The sequence below is a fragment of the Vibrio sp. 811 genome, assembly GCF_033339195.1.
Window position 1 is genome coordinate 128,602 of record NZ_JAWOUB010000012.1, and the last position, 21,364, is coordinate 149,965.

19 protein-coding genes are annotated in these 21,364 nt (G+C 42.8%); 11 read left to right on the plus strand and 8 right to left on the minus strand.

What is annotated here, in order from left to right:
- Nucleotides 1-78 precede the first annotated feature (78 nt).
- Together R7Q46_RS17300 and R7Q46_RS17305 are read left to right on the plus strand one after the other, a co-directional pair.
- A complete protein-coding gene (locus R7Q46_RS17300) occupies nt 79-681 on the plus strand; it encodes an ACP phosphodiesterase (protein ID WP_085569047.1) in 603 nt (200 codons plus the stop codon).
- Between the two features lie 67 nt (nt 682-748).
- Nucleotides 749-2,002, plus strand: a complete 1,254-nt coding sequence (locus R7Q46_RS17305) for a DEAD/DEAH box helicase (protein ID WP_031781393.1) — start codon at nt 749-751, stop codon at nt 2,000-2,002.
- A 27-nt stretch (nt 2,003-2,029) separates the two neighbouring features.
- Here R7Q46_RS17305 and R7Q46_RS17310 read toward each other — a convergent pair whose 3' ends face one another.
- Both R7Q46_RS17310 and R7Q46_RS17315 read right to left on the minus strand, forming a co-directional pair.
- Entirely contained in the window at nt 2,030-2,818 is a 789-nt protein-coding gene (locus R7Q46_RS17310; RefSeq protein WP_042520834.1) for an EAL domain-containing protein, read from the minus strand.
- A gap of 187 nt (nt 2,819-3,005) precedes the next feature.
- A complete protein-coding gene (locus tag R7Q46_RS17315) occupies nt 3,006-3,638 on the minus strand; it encodes a hypothetical protein (protein ID WP_005376385.1) in 633 nt (210 codons plus the stop codon).
- A gap of 183 nt (nt 3,639-3,821) precedes the next feature.
- On the opposite strand from R7Q46_RS17315, the gene R7Q46_RS17320 reads away from it, so the two are divergent.
- From R7Q46_RS17320 to R7Q46_RS17330, 3 genes are all read left to right on the plus strand, one after another.
- Entirely contained in the window at nt 3,822-4,064 is a 243-nt protein-coding gene (locus tag R7Q46_RS17320) for a DUF2164 domain-containing protein (protein WP_042520836.1), read from the plus strand.
- 174 nt (nt 4,065-4,238) lie between these two features.
- A complete protein-coding gene (locus R7Q46_RS17325; protein WP_042520838.1) occupies nt 4,239-4,778 on the plus strand; it encodes a cytochrome b in 540 nt (179 codons plus the stop codon).
- On the plus strand, nt 4,775-5,344 hold the full coding sequence (locus R7Q46_RS17330) for a YceI family protein (RefSeq protein ID WP_017634178.1): 570 nt from the start codon (nt 4,775-4,777) through the stop codon (nt 5,342-5,344). The genes R7Q46_RS17325 and R7Q46_RS17330 overlap by 4 nt, the downstream gene beginning before the upstream one ends.
- Before the next feature lie 137 nt (nt 5,345-5,481).
- Here the strand turns inward: R7Q46_RS17330 and focA are convergent, their stop codons facing one another.
- Nucleotides 5,482-6,933 carry a formate transporter FocA gene (gene focA, locus R7Q46_RS17335; RefSeq protein ID WP_318077656.1) on the minus strand — a complete coding sequence of 484 codons (1,452 nt, stop codon included), beginning with the start codon at nt 6,931-6,933 and terminating at the stop codon, nt 5,482-5,484.
- 301 nt (nt 6,934-7,234) lie between these two features.
- Here focA and R7Q46_RS17340 point away from each other — a divergent pair, with 301 nt between their 5' ends.
- Nucleotides 7,235-8,140, plus strand: coding sequence for a LysR substrate-binding domain-containing protein (locus R7Q46_RS17340; RefSeq protein ID WP_318077657.1), 906 nt, complete (start codon nt 7,235-7,237; stop codon nt 8,138-8,140).
- Nucleotides 8,141-8,368: 228 nt separating this feature from the next.
- A complete protein-coding gene (locus R7Q46_RS17345; protein WP_017634175.1) occupies nt 8,369-8,851 on the plus strand; it encodes a DUF1097 domain-containing protein in 483 nt (160 codons plus the stop codon).
- A 153-nt stretch (nt 8,852-9,004) separates the two neighbouring features.
- On the opposite strand, the gene R7Q46_RS17350 is transcribed toward R7Q46_RS17345, so the two are convergent.
- Entirely contained in the window at nt 9,005-10,639 is a 1,635-nt protein-coding gene (locus R7Q46_RS17350) for an ATP-dependent endonuclease (RefSeq protein ID WP_047103581.1), read from the minus strand.
- A gap of 268 nt (nt 10,640-10,907) precedes the next feature.
- Here R7Q46_RS17350 and R7Q46_RS17355 point away from each other — a divergent pair, with 268 nt between their 5' ends.
- The 3 genes from R7Q46_RS17355 (at nt 10,908) to R7Q46_RS17365 (ending at nt 14,763) form a co-directional block, all read left to right on the plus strand.
- Nucleotides 10,908-12,650, plus strand: a complete 1,743-nt coding sequence (locus R7Q46_RS17355; protein ID WP_213871102.1) for a bifunctional metallophosphatase/5'-nucleotidase — start codon at nt 10,908-10,910, stop codon at nt 12,648-12,650.
- A gap of 622 nt (nt 12,651-13,272) precedes the next feature.
- Entirely contained in the window at nt 13,273-14,292 is a 1,020-nt protein-coding gene (locus R7Q46_RS17360; RefSeq protein ID WP_213871103.1) for a TerC/Alx family metal homeostasis membrane protein, read from the plus strand.
- Nucleotides 14,293-14,571: 279 nt separating this feature from the next.
- Nucleotides 14,572-14,763, plus strand: a complete 192-nt coding sequence (locus R7Q46_RS17365) for a hypothetical protein (protein ID WP_005376351.1) — start codon at nt 14,572-14,574, stop codon at nt 14,761-14,763.
- Between the two features lie 185 nt (nt 14,764-14,948).
- On the opposite strand, the gene R7Q46_RS17370 is transcribed toward R7Q46_RS17365, so the two are convergent.
- From R7Q46_RS17370 to R7Q46_RS17385, 4 genes are all read right to left on the minus strand, one after another.
- Nucleotides 14,949-15,506, minus strand: a complete 558-nt coding sequence (locus tag R7Q46_RS17370; RefSeq protein ID WP_005376350.1) for a PhnA domain-containing protein — start codon at nt 15,504-15,506, stop codon at nt 14,949-14,951.
- A 289-nt stretch (nt 15,507-15,795) separates the two neighbouring features.
- Nucleotides 15,796-16,005 carry a YgdI/YgdR family lipoprotein gene (locus R7Q46_RS17375; RefSeq protein WP_005376349.1) on the minus strand — a complete coding sequence of 70 codons (210 nt, stop codon included), beginning with the start codon at nt 16,003-16,005 and terminating at the stop codon, nt 15,796-15,798.
- A 136-nt stretch (nt 16,006-16,141) separates the two neighbouring features.
- Complete coding sequence (locus R7Q46_RS17380; RefSeq protein WP_213871104.1) at nt 16,142-18,550, minus strand: VolA/Pla-1 family phospholipase; 2,409 nt, start codon at nt 18,548-18,550, stop codon at nt 16,142-16,144.
- A gap of 20 nt (nt 18,551-18,570) precedes the next feature.
- A complete protein-coding gene (locus R7Q46_RS17385; protein WP_005376347.1) occupies nt 18,571-19,806 on the minus strand; it encodes an outer membrane protein transport protein in 1,236 nt (411 codons plus the stop codon).
- Nucleotides 19,807-20,228: 422 nt separating this feature from the next.
- Here R7Q46_RS17385 and R7Q46_RS17390 point away from each other — a divergent pair, with 422 nt between their 5' ends.
- Nucleotides 20,229-21,257 (plus strand): site-2 protease family protein, encoded by a 1,029-nt coding sequence (locus R7Q46_RS17390; protein ID WP_005376346.1) that lies wholly within the window; start codon nt 20,229-20,231, stop codon nt 21,255-21,257.
- The last annotated feature ends 107 nt before the right edge of the window (nt 21,258-21,364 follow it).

The window sequence follows — 21,364 nt, forward strand, 5'->3', positions numbered from 1 at the left end:
AACACTCTCATCTCGTCGTAATTGACGTTATACTAGGTTCATGTCACACCAAGCCCTAGAGGCCAAAACTGGCGTCGAATGAACTTTCTAGCCCACCTGCATATCGCAGATCACAGTAACAGCCATTTATTGGGAAACTTGCTTGGAGACTTCGTAAAAGGAGATCCAAGCAAGCTGTATGATCGCGATATCTCAAATGGCATCAGATTACATAGATTTGTTGACCGTATTACTGACCATCATCCAATCGTCAACGAATGTAAGCCTCATTTCACTGGTATTGCGAGACGTTTTGCACCTATCGCTTTGGATATGTTTTGGGATCATTGCCTCGCAAAACACTGGAACGACTTTCATTCCGTGCCTCTCGAACACTTTGTCCAAACGGCATACGAGCGAGTAAACCGAGAGGTTCATGAACATTTGCCGCCACGTTTTTTGGTGCTCCACAGCAGAATGTGGCATGGCCGATGGCTTCAATCCTATCAAGATCTAGACAATATAGAATTTGCACTACATCGGATGTCGCAAAGAAGCCCTAGAATGGCAGACTTAACCACAACATTTAAAGTGATTGAAAGTGATTACACCGAATTAGAAGAGAAGTTCTCGTCACTTTATCGAGATGTTTTGCGCCAGTCGTATGATTTTCAGCAACAGCTTAATGACTCAACTCAATGAGATAGAAAAGTAGTATGGCTTTAGGGGCTCTGGTAAACTCTGCGCTCCAAAAATAATGAGGTTACACATGTCTGTTAATTTTGCTGATTTAGGCATCGAACAAAAGCTAATCGAGACGCTAGGCAATCTAAATATCGTGACGCCAACACCAGTGCAAGAAAAGTCAATTCCACACGTCCTTGCAGGAAAAAACTTACTTGCTGCTGCACAAACTGGTACGGGAAAAACGGCTGCGTTTGGTTTACCTATCATACAAACCGTTCAGCAAAAGAAACTTAACGGCACACCTCAAGCATTGATTTTGGTTCCAACACGCGAGCTTGCACAGCAGGTATTTGATAATTTGAATCAGTACTCGGCAGAAACAGAACTTCGCATCGTGTGTGTTTATGGTGGTACAAGCATTGGCGTACAAAAGAGAAAGTTAGAAGAGGGTGCTGATATTTTGATTGCCACGCCAGGCCGCCTTTTGGATCACCTGTTTAATGGTAACGTAAACATCTCTAAAACCGGTATGCTCGTGTTAGACGAAGCCGACCGTATGTTAGATATGGGATTTTGGCCTGACTTGCAGCGCATCTTCCGACGTTTGCCTGCTGAGAAACAGATCCTATTGTTCTCTGCGACATTTGAGAAGCGAATCAAAACTATTGCGTATAAACTCATGGAATCGCCAGTTGAAGTCGAAGTTTCACCAGCAAATACGACTGCTGAAACGGTAACACAAATGGTTTATCCAGTGGATAAAAAACGGAAACGTGAATTGCTAGCGTACTTAATTGGCTCGCGGAATTGGCAGCAAGTGCTTGTATTTACAAAAACGAAGCAAGGCAGTGATGAGTTAGCGAAAGAGCTCAAGTTAGATGGCATCAAAGCGGTTTCTATCAACGGTGATAAATCACAGGGTGCCCGCCAAAGAGCTTTGGATGAATTTAAACAAGGTAAGGTACGTGCTTTGATTGCAACCGATGTGGCAGCACGAGGGTTAGATATTCAAGAGCTAGAACAAGTCGTGAACTTTGATATGCCATTCAAAGCAGAAGATTATGTCCATCGAATTGGCCGCACTGGAAGAGCTGGAAAGTCAGGTTTGGCGGTTTCTCTGATGAGTAGAGATGAGGAGTACTTGTTGCAAGCTATCGAGAATCTGCTTGATCAACGCTTACCCCAAGAATGGCTGGCAGGTTTCGAACCAAGTCTTGTAGAAGAAGTTGAGCCTGAACAAAATGGGCGTCGTCGTAGTCGTTCATCTGAGAAGCGTAAGCTAAAAGCAAAATTGGCGATTCATAAGAATCGTGGTAAATCACGTAGCTCTCGCTAAACCGCGCAAACTTTTGTTCTTACATAGTCAGGCTGTTTTTGCCTCTTCATAGACGTCTAACGTTTGGGGGATAGCAAGTAGGTACCCTTGATACATATCGAAACCGAGCTTTTTCATTAAGCGAAGTTGATGCTCGGTTTCAATTCCTTCGATAACGGTTTTAGAGCATAACGCTTTTGCGAGTGATAATGCATCGTTAAGCGCTTTAAAATCACCGTTTTCATACCTTAGCAATAAAGAGCGATCCATCTTGATTATATCTGGGCAAACGCTTCTCACTCGCTCAGTTGTCGATGCATTGACGCCATAATCGTCAATCGCTAATTTAAATCCTTCAAGACTTAACTCCCGAGCAGCTTGAGACAAAGAGAGTTCATCCTCCACCTTCAATTCAAGTAACTCCATGACGATTTGTTCATTCATCAAATGCGATTCATAAATGGTTTGTTTTAGCAGTCGGTTATAAGTGATGTCTTTGACTAGTATCTCTGCCGCTACCGGTAATACATTGAGAAACAATTGTTTTGTGTGAAAGCGAGACTGAGAGAAATTTTTGATATGGATTAGGCGACTTAAGCGTTCAACATTGAGCAAATCTTGAGTGGGAGTCGCTTTGGATTGGAAAAACTGATCTGGCCTAACCATGGTGCCATTGGCATTGCTAATTCTTACCAGTGCTTCAAGGCCAACGATGGAAATATCGTTCTTATATATGGGTTGAAAGACACTGCGGAGAGTGAAGTTCGCGTATTTCGCAATATACTGCCCGTCGGCTTCTTTCCGGATGCAACTAAGTAGTTGCGAGATGCTCATCATTGTTACCACAACCTAAATCAATGTCTCAACATCAGCGTTATCGCGCTAATTTTTCTATTTCATTGGCAATGAATCTAAGTGTGCTCATTAACTCAAGCAAGAACGATGGTAATGGATGGGTAGTTTTGTCGAGTGATATCAAACAAATTGATGAAATAATTGATAATCTCAGCACTTCAATTTGATGCTACCATTGCAGTACGGCATACAACTGCAAATATTTTCTGACTAACTGCTGTTTGTTCGAACGCCGTAAAGGATGCCCAAACTTAATGTAACAAGGGCTAATACCGAATCGAGTGTCCAACGATTGCGTGAGTTGCGACTCGCTGGTGTACAGTGTGATTCCTTGTTCTGTGTATTCGTTGATCTGATCGGGTAGTTCCCCCATCCACCAATGAAGCAATTCTCGGCTCGTTTTGCTGCGACTTATCCAATGATCACAAACTAAAAAGAGTAGGTCATTAGGCTGTAAGGCATAGCCATATTCACTCTGCCATTCCGTAATTGATGAGAGTAAGTTTTCCCGGCAAGATTTTCCGGCACTGACCATATGGTGACTCAGAACCCAGACAGTGCCGATGTCGGATGAAATTCGATAGTGATGGGGAAGGTCTGGAGAATCCAACACTTCGATTGGCTTTATCACGCAGTTGTATCCAAAGTGACGAAAAGTATGTTCCATCCTTCTTGAAAACGCGAGACCAAGATGATGCTCACTCATGCCTTGGTTATGCACCGCAGGGTAATGCTTTTCACACAGCTTAAGACAGTCGTCTTGAAAATCATTAACACTTTGAATAACTAGGTCGAGTAGCAAAGAATATCCCTTAATAATTACAAAACGAACTGCAAAAGGTTAGCATAGTCTTTTGAGAATAGACTAATTTACTTCGGCAACTTCTTGATCTAAACACCAAATTTCTCACAAATGACCGTGTTTAATCTTTAATAGAGCAATACGAAAGAAGCAGAAGTTGAACAAAAATTTGAAAGGGAAAAAATGATAAAGCTAGAACGCGCACAAAAAGAGGCGTTGGCCACCGCCATTCAAGATTACATGCAAGACGAGCTAGATGTTGAAATTGGCCAGTTCGATAGTGAGTTTCTAATTGATTTTATTACAGAAAAACTAGGACCAATTTATTATAACAAGGGTGTTGAAGATGCTAAGTTACTGGTTGAACGCAGAATGTTAGAAGTTTCCGAAGAGCTGTATGAGATAGAACAAGAAATTAAGCTGTAAGTTTCAGTTTTACAAACGATTTAAAGTTCCTTCAAAAAATTCGAACAACTTGATAGATACGGTACCATTGGCTGGATGTAAATGATGGTAAATAATCTGTTTCATATGACGTAAATAGGTTAATGTAGTGTTTCTTGCTCAGCATTAACTTAGGAATATATCTAGGAACTTGAGATGGATACACTGGTAAAGAATTACAACCTTACTGCACGCGTGATGCATTGGTTATCAGCGCTGTGCATTATTGGTCTATTTGCAGTGGGTTTGTGGATGGTCGACCTTAGCTATTACAGCGAATGGTATCGAACTGCGCCGCATTACCATCGCTCTGTCGGTATTTTACTCGCTATTTTAACTTTGGTACGCATAGTATGGAAACATGTGACGGCGTCACCAAAGGTAGAAGGCAAACGTTACGAAGTGCTTGCTGCTAAAGCAGCGCATGGTGTCATGTACCTACTATTGGTCACCATCTTTGTTTCAGGTTACCTCATTTCAACGTCTGATGGACGCGGCATCGAAGTGTTTAATTGGTTCACCGTGCCAGGAGCGGGAGAGTTATTCCCAGGCCAATCAGATATTGCAGGTGAGATTCACTTCTATGCAGCTTGGGCAGTCATCCTGATTGCAGGCTTACATGCTATTGCTGCACTAAAACACCACTTTATCGATAAAGACAACACATTAAGAAAAATGTTAGGAGCTTCAAAATGAAAAAGTCACTTTTCGCTACAGGATTAGCTATCGCTATGGCACTGCCATTTGGTGCGCAAGCTGCAGATTATGTCATCGATACCAAAGGTGCTCACGCTTCAATCAACTTTAAAGTTAGCCACTTGGGTTACAGTTTCATCAAAGGTCGTTTCAATACATTTTCTGGTGACTTTTCTTTTGATGAAAACAACATTGCTGACTCAAAAGTAAATGTTGTTGTTGATACAACCAGCCTAGATTCAAACCATGCTGAACGTGACAAACACATTCGTAGTGGTGACTTCATCGATGCTGGCAAATACAGTGAAGCAACCTTTACTAGCACAAAAGTGGTTGATAAAGGCAATGGCAAACTAGATGTAACTGGTGATCTAACGCTACACGGTGTTACTAAGCCTATTACTATTGAGGCTGAATTCGTTGGTGCTGGTAGTGACCCATGGGGCGGCGAGCGCGCTGGCTTTGTTGGCAACACTCGCCTAGAGCTTGCTGACTTTGACATCCCAGTAATGGGTGCTTCAAGCTACGTCGATATGGAACTTCATATCGAAGGTATTAAGAAGTAATTAGTTCCTTTTAGATACACTAAAAGCGCTCCTTCACTTGAGAGCGCTTTTTTATTATCTTAATCACATCACTAACATCGATAAACCCGTCAGTGATAGCGATTGAAAGCCAATAGACGTTGTAAATGTTTAGCGATTTACGCTGTTTCTAACTCGCTTTTTTCCACTAGGTTTAAACGCTCACCAAAAATCGGGCGTAGTGCTTTTAATACTTCAGTACGAGTAACCACCCCGACCATCTGCCCCTTTTCAAGCACAGGAAGCATTTGTGGCTTACTTACTTTGATACTTTTAGCGCGTTCTTCGAGAGACAAAGACGTCAAGCGAGTGGCAATACCCATACTGCTCGCTGGGTACAACTGCTCTTTATCGATACATAGGAATTCCACAACATCAACGAGGCGATCACCAGCGTCAATTGCGACCACATCTCGGCTCATGATGTCGACGACTTTTTGGTCTTTCACCGGAATGTAGTCCTCACACCATAGTTCTACCATCACATCGTGAGCAGAGAAGAAGCCAACTAATCGATTTTGTACGTCTACAACAGGTGCGCTAGTTACGTTGTTATCAAGTAACACATCCAGCGCGGCTGCAATTGGCGTTTCTGCACGAATGGTGACTGGTTTTTGGTTCATAATGTCTTTAACAAAAGAGGCATTTTTCATGGTGAAATCCTTAACTGACGACAGTGTTGTAGTTGTAGTGATAGAAGAAATATTCGCTGCTTTTAGTTCTGGTCGGCGAAAAATACACCAGTTTGAAAGGCCAACTAATACCGCTCCGCCGACGATGTTGCCAAGCGTGACAGGAATTAAGTTAGCGGTAATAAAGTGGCTAATGTTTAGGTCTGTGTATTGTGACGCGGGCACACCGACAGATGCCCAAAAAGATTCAGGTGCAAAATTCGCGATAACAATACCAAGTGGAACCATAAACATGTTCGCAACACAGTGCTCAAAACCGCTGCTGACAAACATTGCCACAGGCAAAATTGTCATTGCTGCTTTTGTCATTGCATTTGCAGAACTAAATGTCAGCCAAATCGCTAGGCAGACCAACAGGTTACAGAGAATACCGAGTGCAAACGCTTGAATGAGAGTGTGGTGAAGTTTGTGTTGTGCGATGTTAAGCGCATTTAATCCCCATTGACCGCCATCCATCTGATAAAGACCAGCAGCAGTAACCAACGCAAGTAGGAACATCGCACCAATAAAGTTACCAACGTAAACTTTGCCCCAGATCGAAAGCATCTTACCGAACGAGATTTGCTTATTGGCCCAAGAAATACTGGATAGGACGGAGCTGGTAAATAATTCACCACCGCAGATCACTATGAGGATCAATCCCATGCTAAATGCGAGTCCACCAGCTAGGCGGCTCAAGCCCCAACCAGCGCCCGTACTGCCGGTGGTCACCGTGATGTAAAACAAGAATGCTAACCCGATGAACGCGCCGGCCATAATGGCGAGGCTTAATGTCATACTGCTGGTTTTGTTTGCCTTACTTAACGCAAATTTTTCCGCTTCAACCATCATCTCTTTTGGAGAAAAATACTGGTGATTTTGAGAACTGGTCACCGCCATATTGACTCCTTAATTTGTAATCGCATAAAAAATCCTTGGTTATTAACTCAAAAATGAAATTGTTGTTTTTATTAAGAGCCTCAATGATTTCGGTTTCAAAACCATTGAGGCTTGCGGTGTTCCCGAACCGCGTACTCAGAATAGGGAGAACGGTTAGTAAGGTAAAATTGATAATATTTAGAAACCTCATCAAATTAATTGATAACTTTACGGGGCTAGGTAAAATGAACTCTATTGCTTATTGGGGCATGCTTTAACAATTGTGGGGATTGGGAAATACCCACTAATAATGGAGGACACTTTGCGCTACTCACTTAAGCAATTAGCGGTTTTCGACGCAGTTGCAGATACCGGCAGTGTAAGCCAAGCCGCAGAAAAATTGGCTTTGACACAATCAGCGACAAGCATGTCGCTTGCGCAATTAGAGAAGATGCTTGGCAGGCCGTTGTTTGAGAGGCAAGGCAAGCAAATGGCGTTAACCCATTGGGGGATGTGGTTACGACCAAAAGCAAAACGCTTGCTACAAGATGCATTGCAGATTGAAATGGGCTTCTATGAGCAACATTTATTGAGTGGTGAGATTCGTATGGGAGCGAGTCAAACCCCAGCAGAGCACTTAGTTCCCGACCTTATCAGTATCATTGATAATGACTTTCCAGAAATGCGTATTTCCCTCGGTGTACAAAGTACAAAAGGGGTGATTGATGGGGTATTAGATTACAAGTATGACTTAGGGATTATTGAAGGGCGCTGTGATGATAACCGTTTACACCAAGAAGTATGGTGTCGTGATCATCTTACTGTTGTCGCAGCTTCTCATCATCCTTTTGCGCGTAATCAGTCTGTTAGCCTTGCGCAGTTAGAGCAAGCGAAGTGGGTACTAAGAGAGCATGGCTCTGGCACACGAAAAACATTTGATAGTTCCATTCACCACCTTATTGAAGATTTGGATGTGTGGCGCGAGTATGAACACGTTCCGGTGTTACGTAGTTTAGTTGCTAATGGTCAGTACCTTACTTGCTTACCGTATTTAGATGTAGAGCGATATATAGAAGCAGGTCATCTTGTGGCATTAAATGTACCTGAGTTAAAAATGGAAAGGACGCTTTCATTTATATGGCGCTCAGATATGGCAGAAAACCCATTAGTCGACTGCATTAAAAGAGAGGGGCTGCGAATGACGAAAGGGAAGCCTTCAGTTCTTTAAAGGTTGATTAAACATGCCTACGAGATGAGTTGGGTTTATTCCCCAAATCTGTTGATTTATCGGTTGCGTCAAACTTTTAATGTAAATTGTGAAAATAATAATATCTTATTGTGATCAGTGTCACCGATAAGCTGAGCTGATGTATCTAACATGTGTCCTTGATTTCAATGTATGAAGGCAGTTATTGAACCATATAGGTACGATAATAGCCGAGTAGGTATGACTACCATGACGACACTTTTAGCTATTTCTATCACTACTGGAATTTTATCTGGCGTATGGGGTTGGATCGCCATCTCTTTAGGTTTGCTTTCTTGGGCTGGTTTTTTAGGTTGCACGAGCTACTTTGCAGCGCCAACGAGCGGATTGAAAGGACTAGGCATCAGCTTAATCACCAATATGACAGGCGTATTCTGGGCAATGGTAATTATTCACGGTTCCACTTACGTGGGGTTGGAAATTATTGGCTATGTGATTACCGCTATTGTGGCATTCTTCATGTGTATTCAAGCTAAACAGGCTTGGCTCGCGTACATCCCTGGTACTTTTATTGGTTCATGCGCAACATTTGCGGCTGACGGAAACTGGCAACTTGTCATTCCATCGTTGTTGCTAGGTGGTGTGTTTGGCTATCTAATGAAAGCGACAGGGCTATGGTTGCATACGAAATCAACCGCTACTTCTTCTTCGCTTGCTGAGCAAGCACAGTAGTGAACCCCCGATCTTATTGGTATCCACTGTGTATTGAGTTTTATCCCTCTCAATACCCTTAATCAAAATTAATGATGTTTGATACAAGCACACCAAATTGGTGTGCTTTTTTTGTATTACAAGACAATACGCTGAGTGTAAAATACGTCTAACTCATGTATTGCCGTTGGCCATGGTAACAACGCGTTTAAGTGTCCAGCGCAGAAGAACAGGAATACACTCCATGCCTTTCTCTTCACAATGAGAAACAATAGCCAAAGCTAAGTCCGGTTTTGCATGTTTTTTCAAAACACGATTTACGACTTTTTTAGCAGGGATAGGGTGGTCATGAGGAACTTTGATGATGTCCTTAAAGAAAAGTTCAAAACCATTGTTGTACAGAAAGTGCTCGATGTCTCGGTCGGGTAACTCCGTAAGTCGATGCCTTTCCTGATCATGGTCGAGCTGTGCTCGCACTGCATGCGCGTACTTTTTCCCTGCTGGGTCGCCATCGGTAACGACATGCCAATCAATACCAAACTCTTTTGCTACTTTGATGAGTGATTTTAGACCTGATTGAGCAAACTCAACGATTTGAACCCCTTCGGCAGCCAAGTCATACCCGCATTGACGAGCCAGTTCATGAAAAAGCCAAACTTCGGTTTCGCCCTCAACAAGTAACCAGCACCGTGCAAATAATGCTCCTGAACGATGAAAACGAATATGGAAACCAATTCGGCGCAACTCATCTCGACCAAACTTTGTTGAGTTTAAACTCTTAGCGATGGTTCTGTCTGATAGCCGAATTAAACGTCGAATTGAATACAGTGGAACAGAACCGAGTAACGTGCCACTGTTGGTGGTTAATATCTTTTGCATTGGCAACAATTGCAATAAGGACCACGCTCTCGCTAGATGAGTTGGATGCAGTCGACCTTCTGGATCTTCAATAATCAGTATTGGTCTCGCACAGCGCCTTAAATCGGTGGGACCCTTAGCTTGAAGATAGGCATTGAGTAACCCCATTAAAAGCAAGCGGCTTTGTTTGTCATTGGTTTCTTTCAAGAACTGACTCAAGCCTTTATCAGAGGAAGGGCTTGTATAGAAAAGACCATCACGAGGTTTGCGTGGGTTGCCTTTACTGACACTTCTGAACGCGAAATAGTGTTCAACAAGCGTTTGCATTGAGTCGAGGCTACTACGAATCTCACCTTTATTCACATGGCCAGGCATAGCCAATAAGCGTCGACAGGTGTTGTTGATTCGTTTTTCAATCCGAGCATTTTTACCATCGCCGTTGACATGGTTTAAATCTGGGAAGCGTCGGGAGTCACGTAGTCGGATTACAGGATGAAGTGTCATTAACTCAATAGCGAGTTTCTCTGAGTGGTGAAGTTTTTTGGGTTTGCCGTTATGATCCAAAAACGCGTACTCTGTATTAATGCCGTGCTCATCGCGAGACGCACTAATACGATAGTAAATGACTTGCTCACCATCTTCGTTGGTGCACCATGTAGGCTTTATGCGTCTGTAGCGTCCCGCTTTTACTTCGTTTTTATCCTGTGCTTTAAAACAAACAATGATCTGTAAGTGTTGTGTTTGTGGATGAGAAATTGAGTAGTCAACGTGAAAATCTTTCAGTTTGAATTGATACAATGAGCCATTGGCAGGTAATGCGATGGAAAGGGCATCGAGTAATGATGATTTGCCCCACGTGTTTTCACCGATAAGCGTGGTGAGTTCGTCAAAAGAGAGTGAAAGGCGTTTGATGCCTCTAAACCCGGAGATTTCGATGCGTTCTAGTCTCATCTCAATCCTCCTTGCAATTATTTGAATTATCGAGAGTTATTTTGCTACTCCTAAGCATATATGAATTCGAAATTTTTGAGTTAAGCTCAGTTCACAAAATTACGAGAGCCTCTTACTGAATAGAGACCGTTACAAGCGAGGCTTGCTTTCAAAGCCGGGGGACAGCATCGTGATCACTTAAACATGAAATCCTAAATCGCAGTTTCATAAAATTCATGATTCTGTCATGATTCACTTCTTATTATTATAAGGAATGAAAAAAGAGAAGATGAAGATGAATAACAATCATAAGCCAGTGAGAATCAAACTGGCACACATCAATGACACACATTCCTACTTTGAACCAACGTCATTACAGTTAAAGCTTAAGATAAACAATGAACTCACGCTAGAGCCTTATGTCAGTGCTGGCGGCTTTTCTCGTATCGCAACCCGAGTCGAGCAGTTAAGAGATGATGCTCAGCGCCAAGGTCACGGGATGTTGTTCCTCCATGCCGGAGATTGCTTCCAAGGCACGCTGTATTTCTCACTATTTAAAGGCAAAGCCAATGCCGACTTATTGAACGCATTAAAGATTGATGCAATGGCGTTAGGCAATCATGAATTAGATATGGGGAATGAGCCAGTTGCGTTGTTTTGCCAACGTACTCAGTTCCCATTGCTTGCTGGCAACTGGGATTTATCCAATGAATCACTTAAAAAACCTCACCGTATCAGTGATTGCAAGGATGTATATAGTTACCAACCGGATACACAGAGCGCACAATACATTGTTAAAGAATTCCATGGTGAGCGGGTCGCGATTTTCGGATTATCCATAGATAAAATGAGCGACATCGCAAACCCTGATGCAGACACGCCTTTTCACTCAGCAATTGAAACCGCCAAGGCGACCGTAAAACAAATCCATTCATCAGGTATAAAAAATATTATTCTTCTGAGCCACTTAGGTTATGAAGGTGATTTAGAGTTAGCTGAGCAAGTCGCAGGTATTGGTATAATTGTTGGTGGACACAGCCACCGGTTGCAAGGTGATTTTTCATCAATAGGGTTAGGACAAGACGATCCCTACGGTATCAAAATTAATGATACCTATGTGGTGCAAGCGGGTTTCCATGCTTTGACAATGGGGCACTGCGTCATTGAGTTTGATGAACATGGCAAAGCAACGATGTTGAGTGGACAAAATGAACTGTTGCTTGGCCGACGTATTTTTTGGGACTCGACGCTAAACCAACAGCTCGACCAAGGTGTATTCGAAACCGCGTGCGACTTCATCCATGGTCAACCGAATGTCGTGGTTTGTAAGAAACACCCGGAAACTCAAGCTATCCTGAGCGATAAATATATTTCTCAGGTTAGGCAGTTACAGTCACAAGTCATTGCTAGTGTTGACACCAAAAAGCGTCATGTGAGAATTCCCGATGAATTTGGTGAGAGTGAGTTGGCTTCCTCCGTTGCCCGCTCATTTCTGCACTGTTTAAACAAACGTGGATATGACGTTCAATTTGCAATTCATAATGCGGGTGGCGTGCGAACCTCTTTGAACCCTGGCAACATTACAGTGGCAGACATTGCCGGACGGCTGTTGCCTTTTGCCGTTCCTATCGGCTTTTACGATGTAAAAGGCAGTGCTATTCGCCGTGCACTTGAAGGCGCGATAAATAATGCACTCAACAATGGCGTAGAAGGCACTGGATCTGGCAGTTATCCGTACACTTACAATTTAAACTTCGAGTACCACGCAGATGCCCCAAAAGGTGAAAGAGTTCAATCATTAGTGATTTTTGATGGCAAACAATGGGTAGGTGTTCAAGATGATGTTTGGTATCGAGGGACTTCTTCTGCCTATACGATGAAAGGGAAAGAGGGGTATGACGCATTGCAGGAGATGAAAGGAGAAGGGCGTGTGACCAGTTTGTCCATGGCTGATTGTTTTATTGAACTCCTGACCGATGAGCCAAACTGTTTGAATCAAAGTCACAAACTTTACACAAAGCGACGTCGATAATAGATACTGGTATTGATTTTGCTGCTCTCCACTTACTACATGGGTTGATGAGGATGGCAGTATGTGGAATAAAGATTGGGCAGATACGGCAGTCGTGGTTGCCTGGATCGCAATTTGGTCAACACTGGTCTACTTTGTGCCTCTAAGCGGCTTTTGAATTGCTAAGAATGTGGATGTTACAAAAGGGAGCAGTAATGCTCCTTTTTTGTATCTATCTTCCCCGTTAGGGTTCTAACCAATGAAGAGTTTGTCTTGAGCCATTTGCTGCTTTTTGTCTGTTTACTAAAGTTCAGGTGGTTGAATCCATTTCTTTCTTTTTATAGTGCTTCCTGATTTTTGATAAGAATTTTATTTCGATAAGACAAGGCTTTTTTGTTGGAAAGCCTGACGCTCGGCGTTATTATGTCGGCGTTTGGGGAGTAGTTAGCGCAAGTTTACTTATCGTCATCTCGTTAAGCATCAGCTTATCCGGTAAGTAAAGGTGTTACGTGGTTCATTCACGTCAACACTTCAACGAGACCAACGCATTCATTGACTAGCAGCACATAATCGTTATGTGGCTGTTGGTTGTTATTGTCTGCGGAAGGTCACCAAACGAAGTCCTTCCGCCATGGGAGGAAATATGTCTCTTATCGAAAATACCACCCAATTGAGCCAATCGGTGCCTCTTCAAGAATCATTAGCGATGTATGGTGCTTTTGGTTTATTTACCCTTGTTCTTGTTACGCTTGATATCTATCAAACACGTGGTGGCGTTATCACGATGAAAAAAGCCATCGTTTGGAGTGTTTTTTGGTTCTTGCTTGCCTTTGTTTTTGCAGGTTCTATTTATTTATTCTGGGACTTTTACGCGCCACATAGCGCTTATACGAACGACAAAGCAACGATTTCATTCTTAACTGGTTACTTACTAGAGAAGTCGTTAAGCGTTGATAACTTGTTTGTGTTTGCCATCATCTTTGCACAATACAGTGTGCCGGAGCACTTGCGTCCGAGAGCATTGCTTTGGGGGGTGATAGGTGCGCTAGTTTTACGCGCTGTCATGATTGCGGTTGGTGCTCAGTTACTTGCACAGTATCACTGGGTATTGTACTTATTTGCTGCTTTTCTTATTTGGACGGGTGTTAAGCTAGCTCGCGACAAAGGCGAAGCAGAAGAGGTTAATCCATATCCGGAGCAGTTGATTCGAAAGGTATTGCCAGTTACAGATGACTACCAAGGAAATCGCTTAATCTTAAAGCAAGCTGGTAAGTGGGTGGCAACACCGATGCTGATCGTTGTTGGTGTCATTGCAGTAATGGACGTTATGTTTGCGTTGGATTCTATACCAGCTATATTCGCGGTAACACGAGAGCCATTTTTAGTCTTAGCCGCGAACGTATTTGCATTACTGGGTTTGCGATCGCTGTACTTTGTTCTTCAAGCAATGTTAGACAAGTTTGTATACTTAAAACCAGCATTGTCAGTAATCATGATGTTTATCGGGGTAAAAATGCTATTGGTTGGAACAGAATATGAGATTCCGACAGCATGGTCTCTCACATTTTTAGTTGTTGTGATGACATCGGCAGTGGTTGCATCACTCCTAAAAAATAAAGCGAAGCGTCAAACTAGCGTTAATATTACTAATCAAAAAATATAAAGTAAGCACTAAAATCAAAAGAAATAACGAAAAATATTGTTAAATATATGTTGTTGCTTAAGGGGTAATTATGCAGGTAATGTTCAGTTATTCAATGTAATCACAGCAATTGTGATTATTTATGCCGTTATTATTCATTTGTATTTTTGAGTTTTGTAATGAGTTTGTTTTATTAGAAATTCTAATTTGAATGGGTAAAATTTGTCATTTCTTAAACAATAAGAAACTGACTAATATACAACCAACTAAACAGACTACTGCTTTTAAAGAGAGGCAATCATGGCACAAGCAATGCAAATGACAAATGTAGCTTTACCAACCTCTATGGATAAGAAAACCTACGCGGTTAACTTCAAAGGACTGATTGCTCACTTACTGGACATTCTATTTGTAGATAACACTGCGCCACGCAGTTACTACGCAGAAGACTTGTCAGCACATATTCAAAAAGACATCGGTATGTACCGTTGATATTGAAATAGTGTAAGAAATACCGGCCTATGAGCCGGTATTTTTTTATTTGTAAAACATGCCTACTCAACCTACGCCCTAGAAAAGAAACACTCTAGAGGAGGTAGTCATGATAGTAGATTAAGTGTTGTATAGAAAAACGGGGCACCATTGGTGCCCCGTTTTGACATGACTGAAGTGCGATATTACTTCTTGCGGCAGTATTCTGCGATCACGTACATCGACTGACCACCATTTGCCTTACCCGAAACTAGCTTTGGATCATCGCCAAGGCTAATACCACGAATCACTGTACCTTGTTTGATTACTTGGTTAGTGCCTTTTACTGGTAGGTCTTTAATTACTGTTACATCGTCACCTTTCTTAAGTTCAGTGCCGTTACAGTCAACCGTTTTATCGTCAGCAGACATCCCTTTCATTGCCCAGTTCATTTGCTCTTCTTCCATGTACATCATGTCAAGAGCATCTTGAGCCCAGCTCTCTGTGTTTAGGCGAGTGAGTTGGCGCCATGCAGTCACTTGTACAGCAGGAACCTGGCTCCACATGCTTTCGTTTAGACAACGCCAGTGGTTAATGTCTTTTGGCTCATCGATCTCACCCAGACACTTATCACAAACCATGATGGCAGTATCAACCGTCACATTACCGTGAGGTGGGACAGCGTATGCAGTTAGTTGAGATTCAGAAGAACACAGTTCACATTTTGACTCGCAGCGCGCAAGCAGAGTAGCTTCAATAGACATAAGGACTCACCTTAGTAATGTTATTTTGTGGCGGTATTATCCACTTTATCCTGAGAAATAAAAGGGTGTTAGCGAATTAAAGACTAGATTTTACAATACTCAAACCTGATTAAGGTGAAGATGTAAAATATTCGCTAAATAAATAATACGGAAGTATAAAAGACACTATTAATTGTTTTGGCTTATGAATTAGTTGTGTCAATTTCTACAACGATTGCAAGCCTAAAAGAGGTAAATGTAGAGAGATAGTGGCTAGAACATAGCCCTCTAATTTACAGAGGGCCTGTCGTTAACGTTCGACAATCTGGACAATTTGCTCTTTTGAAATGCTCATTTCTTTACCATCCATGTCTTCATACTCGTACATACCCGTTTCCTCGTTCAGGTCTGGTTTACCGTAAGAGGTAATAATTTTCCCTTCATTTGTCGACATCAGATATTGGCTACTTCCGCATGCAGCAAGAAGTAATACAGTGGCAATAACAGTCAATACGCGCATAGAGTTTTCCTTTTAAACAAGTGAGTTAGGCAAAGACATCGATTTAACTATAGCAGAGGAAATATGAGTGGGTTTGAATACAATTGAAATGAAAAAGCCCAGTAGAAACTGGGCTTTGGTAGGAAGGGTGTTGCGATTACTTCAAAACAGAAGTGTTAGTGACACCTGTTAGTGCGTCATCCATTAAGAAGTCAGTGTTTTCCATCTGCATCTCTACATGATGATCAATATCAGACAAAGTGCCATTTGGCGAAGCAAAAGTACTGTGCGATGCAGTAGCATTAAACTGTACAAAGCTCGCAGTTGCATTCACAGTAGTGTCCGTACTGTTCACAGTCTTCAACCCTAGCTTATTAGCAAGCGGTTCAGTACCCGCGAATGGTGCATTTGGAACGCTGTTTGGTACTGTGCTATCGCCATCCACTTCTGTCATAAAGAATGGTGTCGTTAGCGAGCCAGATGCCACTAAATCTGAAGCGTTTGTGAACGGATCGACAGTGTCTAGTGTAGTCTGTGCTGCATAGATAAATTGTGAGAAACCTGCTTCTAGCGCTGCTACTTGAGCTTCCGTTGCCGCAGCCTCAAATGCTTCGTAACATGTTTTATCTTCTAGATCCGCACATGATGCATCAGCGTAAGTCGCATAGTCTTTAGATGCTGCATAAGCGAGGTTATGTTTGATCTGAGGGCCGTAATTGTCTGAACCCAGTAACAAATTACCAATTTGTCCACCAGAGTTCTGTACTGATGCAGAACTAAATGTGTACAGTGCATCCGCAGTAGGGCTGCCCAATGTATTGTTTGCTGCTGCGACGGCAGATGTAGCGACAATACCGCCAAGTGAATGACCTAGCATTTTGACTTTTGAACCCGTCATTGGGTTGAAGCCTTGCAGAGGACCTCCAGCTAAAAGACCGCCTTGAGCAGATACTACCAAGCTAGCGCGCAAACCTAACACATCCAGAACACTTTGACGTAGGTTGTCACGCGCAACGGCTAAGTTGGAAAGATTTAGATAAGCCAGTACATTCGCATTTGCGGAACGTTGTTCATCTAAGCTGCGCGTACCATGAATAGGTAAGTCAATAGCGATAACTGCCACACCTGCTTTTACCATATTGAACGCGAATGCGTACGCATTCTCTTTCGCTGAGGTGATGCCGTGTTGATAAATCACAACATCTGTCGCGACGCCAGATTTAGGTGTGAAGACCAGTACTTCGACATCTTCAACCGATTTCACTAAGGGAACAGGCGAGTAGCGAGTAATAATACGCTCACTATCAAGCTGGGTACCATCGGTAAGAGTAAGCTTAGCTCCAACAAGTTTTAGCTGCTCTGTAGGATCTGTAGCAAGCTTTGTCACATCAACAGGATCATTTGCAAAAACGCCTGTTGATAGCTGCTGAACCATGTTTGCTTGCTCGTTCGGATCCGCTAATGCTGCGCTTAGCTTCGCTAGGCTTGGCATCGCAGATACCATTGGTTGCATGTTCCAGCTTGTGCCTTTTTCCAGATAATGAGGCAGTCTTACCACACCTTGTGTCACGCTTACATCGGCACCTGATTGCATGTAAAGGCCTTTAATTGCCGTTTTAGCTGCGTCTAGATCGCTAATGTATTTACTAAAGTCATCGTCAGAGTCTAGCGCGGTGCTAAAGTCTTGGGTTTCACCGAGCGTTATTGTGTAGGCCGTTGATAAGTCTACTGAACCTTCGTTTGAGTCATTTTTGTAAACGGTATTTAGTGTGTTTGCGCCGGTAGAAAAACCAGTAGCGGTTACTCCTTTGACTGCCGCTAACGTATCACCTACAGACTGGGTACTGAACCATGAGGAGTAAACGATGTCGTTAGGGTTAACTTGAGCTAAACCAAAAATGCCTTCAACCGCTTGTGTCACCGCTTGAACAGAAGCAAGAGCACCAGTTTCATAAACGATTTCTTTCGATTTACCTGTCGCGTAACTGGCTGATGTACCGATTGGCTCACCATTCACGTCAGTAACATCTTGTGTTACTGCAAAAATGTACTCGCTTGACTCATCAAGCGCAGCCAAGAACTGGATATATAGAGAGTTGCCTTTTGCTTGAACAACGTAGTCTTGGTTCTGAACGAGAACGTCTTCGATTGGGTTAGATTTGCGGTCCCACTCGGTTAAGCGTTGATTAATCTTGATGACTTTAACACCAGACGACAGCATGCCCGTTGCAAAACCGTCGCCGTTGAAGTTAAGAACGATTGGCATAGACGTTGACCATCCATCCATCGTATTCATCGAGGCTCTAGGGTTGGTTAAAGCATCATCGCCATCAGTTGGCAGACCAAGCGTACCATCGCTTGTGTCCATTAATAAGTAAGACGGTGCCGGTACATCTGCGTTCGCTCCTTGAAGCGTAAAACTGATGGATGTTTCGCGATCAAGCAATGCTTGGACTTCATCTTCAAATTGAACTTTGTCGGAAGTACCAGAGCTGGAGGTATCATCACCACAACCAGCAAGAAGGATTGCAGAACAAAGCATTGATAATTTAAACGTGTGTTTCATTGGTTTACTCCGTAATCCCATTATTTGAAGGTGTAGTTCATCTGTACCGCGCTGATGTAAGCAGTACCTTCTGAGTCAAACTTAATCTCTTCACCCAGAGCATTTGTCTCAGTGAAAGAGCCTGATTTACTCTTAACAAGTGCAAAGCCTGCATCGAAAGTTAAATTCTCACTCATTGCGTAAGTTAGGCCCGCGCTGTACCAAAAACGGTCACTGTCAGGGATACTCAATGTCGCTTCACCTGCTTGTTCGTCGTACGCAAAGCCTGCACGGAATGTCCAGTCTGTATTAAGTATGTAAGTTGCACCAATGGAGTAGCGATTGTTGTCTTCATATTTCTCAGGTTTAAAGAAACATACTCCGTCATTACATTCGTTACTGGTCGCTTTTAGTTCTTTAAATGTGCTCCAGTCGGTTTGTTGCCAGCCGTAATGTACAGCCCATTGTTCATTCAGTTGATGGAAAGCCGATAATTCGATAATTGAAGGGAGAGAGATTTTTAAACGGCCATCAACTTTTGGTGATGAAGCTCGACCAGAGTCGTAACTACTAAACTCACCGTCATCAAAGTCTAGATCAACCTTAGAGCGGTAGCCAAAGCCAAAACGGTTGTTTTCATTTAGCTCAAATAAAGCGCCGACATTCCAACCCCAAGCGAAAGTTTCGCCTTCCATGCCGACAAGGTTATCGGACTTATTACCACCTAAAATACCGGCGAGTGCGCCTTTGTGACGAGTCAGCTCTGCTTCAGCGTATACGAGGTTGATACCACCACCGACACTGAAAGACTCGTTGATACGGTAAGCGACATTAGGGTTGATGTTTACTGAAAGTAGGGAAGTGTCACCCGCCATATCACCTGCGGAAATATCATTTGGATAGTCGGTAGCAACACCGTATGTTGTGAACATACCGATACCCCAAGCCCAGTTATCATTGATAGGGCTGATGTAATAACCTGCTGGCACGATCTGTAAAGGAGCGACATCTTTCGCGTGTTCATTGTTTACAGTGTCGTACACATCGACTTCAGGGTCGATGATAGATAACGCGCCCGAAAATTGAGCTTCTTTGAAAAGTGTCATTGCTGCAGGGTTACGGGCAAGGACGCTGGCATTATCTGCGACAGCCCCTTCACCTGAAAATGCTCGACCAAGACCAGATGCCGAATGTTCAGCTACCTGGAAGCCCGCTGAGTGGGCATTACACGCAAACAATATTGAAATTGTAAGCAGAGAGCAGTGCTTCTTGTTCATCCTTGACCCTCCTAGGGTGTCATAATGCTGGACCGAAGTCCTTGTAATTGTTGTGTGGTACTTACACCAATTGTTAATACGCGAAATACAACGGTGATGTAAATGTAATGTTAATTGTATGTTTAATAACTTGTCAAAGTTTGAGCGTATTTTGCGTTTTAAATATGATGCATAGGTCAAACGATGGCTTGTAAGGGCATGTATTATCGTTATATTTTTGAAGAGAATGGTACGACCAGAATTGTTTTGCGAGCTTTATAGTTAAATAACGATCAAATCAAGAGATAGCTCGCTTTGCGGTTTCTTCACTTCACAGGCATAATTCGCGCTCGCTATGTAGTTATTCAATAGACGCAATAGGAACCGCATTGGAATTACTGAATGTTGAATTTTTAGGTCGTTCGCTAAGGCTCGAAGGATCGATGGCTGGGTGGCAGCAGTTATATTGGGATAATACGTTGGTGTCTCAAATCGATGCCAGTGACAATACCGCAGAGACTTGTCTACACCAGTTTAAGCTCTCTGCGGGTGAGGAAATCCTGAACTGTCATTTGGAGTGTTCTTTAACATGGCAACCGTTTGAATTGAGTTACAAGGTCACAATTAACGGTGAGCTCATCAATGAAGGTTGTCGAAATGAAAAAGACATCGAGCGCCAAGTGCCAGAAGTTACGCCACCATCCGAAAAGCGTTTAAGTGTAATAGGCCTCGTATCTCTTGGGATGAAAGCACTTAAAAGTGCGAAAGTTATTAAAGTGGCGTTAGCGTCTGCAAGTCTCGCTGCATATTCTTGGCTATTTTCCATCGAGTTCGCGCTAGCGTTGATCGCTTGTTTGGTTTTTCATGAATATGGTCACATTAGAGCGATGAAGTATTTTGGAATGAAGACCAAAGGAATCTATTTGATTCCATTCCTAGGTGGTTTGGCGCTAAGTGACGAAAAGATAAACACGCGCTGGCAGGATGTGGTTATCTCAATCATGGGACCATTTTTCGGTTTAGTACTTAGTATTGTTTTTACTTTGCTTTATTGGATGACTGGTGAGGTGATCTTCGCTGGGCTTGCTGTGTTTAACGCCTTGCTAAACCTATTTAATCTGCTGCCTATTTTACCATTAGATGGTGGCCATGTGCTCAAAAGTATTACTTTCTCAATGAATACTTGGGTCGGGTTAGTTGGCAGTATTGCGACCGCTTTATTGGGCATTTTTATCAGTTACTATTTCGGTCTGACGTTGCTAGGGTTTTTATTGTTAATGGGAATGTTGGAAGTGGTGATGGAATGGAGAGCTCGACATCAAAGCCATTTATTGCCATTAACCCGTTATGGGCAGCTATTCTCACTGGCTTGGTACTTGGTCTCTGTCGGAGGTTTTGTTTCTATCATCTGGTATTTTGCCACTCTCGGAGATAGTTTGTTAAGTTTGCCGCTACAGATATTGGGCACTTGATTAGAATCATTAAAAGCTCCCTAGGGAGCTTTTTTATTTTTCAGCCCTAAACCACCTACTTCAGTAGGTGGTTATCATCCGTTTCGGCTTTGCCTGTAAAACTACTC

Coding starts and splice junctions, on each gene's coding strand:
- R7Q46_RS17300 (WP_085569047.1), top strand. CDS start 79: ATGAACTTTCTAGCCCACCTGCATATCGCAGATCACAGTAACAGCCAT.
- R7Q46_RS17305 (WP_031781393.1), top strand. CDS start 749: ATGTCTGTTAATTTTGCTGATTTAGGCATCGAACAAAAGCTAATCGAG.
- R7Q46_RS17310 (WP_042520834.1), bottom strand. CDS start 2,818: ATGATGAGCATCTCGCAACTACTTAGTTGCATCCGGAAAGAAGCCGAC.
- R7Q46_RS17320 (WP_042520836.1), top strand. CDS start 3,822: ATGATAAAGCTAGAACGCGCACAAAAAGAGGCGTTGGCCACCGCCATT.
- R7Q46_RS17325 (WP_042520838.1), top strand. CDS start 4,239: ATGGATACACTGGTAAAGAATTACAACCTTACTGCACGCGTGATGCAT.
- R7Q46_RS17330 (WP_017634178.1), top strand. CDS start 4,775: ATGAAAAAGTCACTTTTCGCTACAGGATTAGCTATCGCTATGGCACTG.
- focA (WP_318077656.1), bottom strand. CDS start 6,933: ATGGCGGTGACCAGTTCTCAAAATCACCAGTATTTTTCTCCAAAAGAG.
- R7Q46_RS17345 (WP_017634175.1), top strand. CDS start 8,369: ATGACGACACTTTTAGCTATTTCTATCACTACTGGAATTTTATCTGGC.
- R7Q46_RS17350 (WP_047103581.1), bottom strand. CDS start 10,639: ATGAGACTAGAACGCATCGAAATCTCCGGGTTTAGAGGCATCAAACGC.
- R7Q46_RS17355 (WP_213871102.1), top strand. CDS start 10,908: ATGAAGATGAATAACAATCATAAGCCAGTGAGAATCAAACTGGCACAC.
- R7Q46_RS17360 (WP_213871103.1), top strand. CDS start 13,273: ATGTCTCTTATCGAAAATACCACCCAATTGAGCCAATCGGTGCCTCTT.
- R7Q46_RS17365 (WP_005376351.1), top strand. CDS start 14,572: ATGGCACAAGCAATGCAAATGACAAATGTAGCTTTACCAACCTCTATG.
- R7Q46_RS17370 (WP_005376350.1), bottom strand. CDS start 15,506: ATGTCTATTGAAGCTACTCTGCTTGCGCGCTGCGAGTCAAAATGTGAA.
- R7Q46_RS17375 (WP_005376349.1), bottom strand. CDS start 16,005: ATGCGCGTATTGACTGTTATTGCCACTGTATTACTTCTTGCTGCATGC.
- R7Q46_RS17380 (WP_213871104.1), bottom strand. CDS start 18,550: ATGAAACACACGTTTAAATTATCAATGCTTTGTTCTGCAATCCTTCTT.
- R7Q46_RS17385 (WP_005376347.1), bottom strand. CDS start 19,806: ATGAACAAGAAGCACTGCTCTCTGCTTACAATTTCAATATTGTTTGCG.
- R7Q46_RS17390 (WP_005376346.1), top strand. CDS start 20,229: ATGGCTGGGTGGCAGCAGTTATATTGGGATAATACGTTGGTGTCTCAA.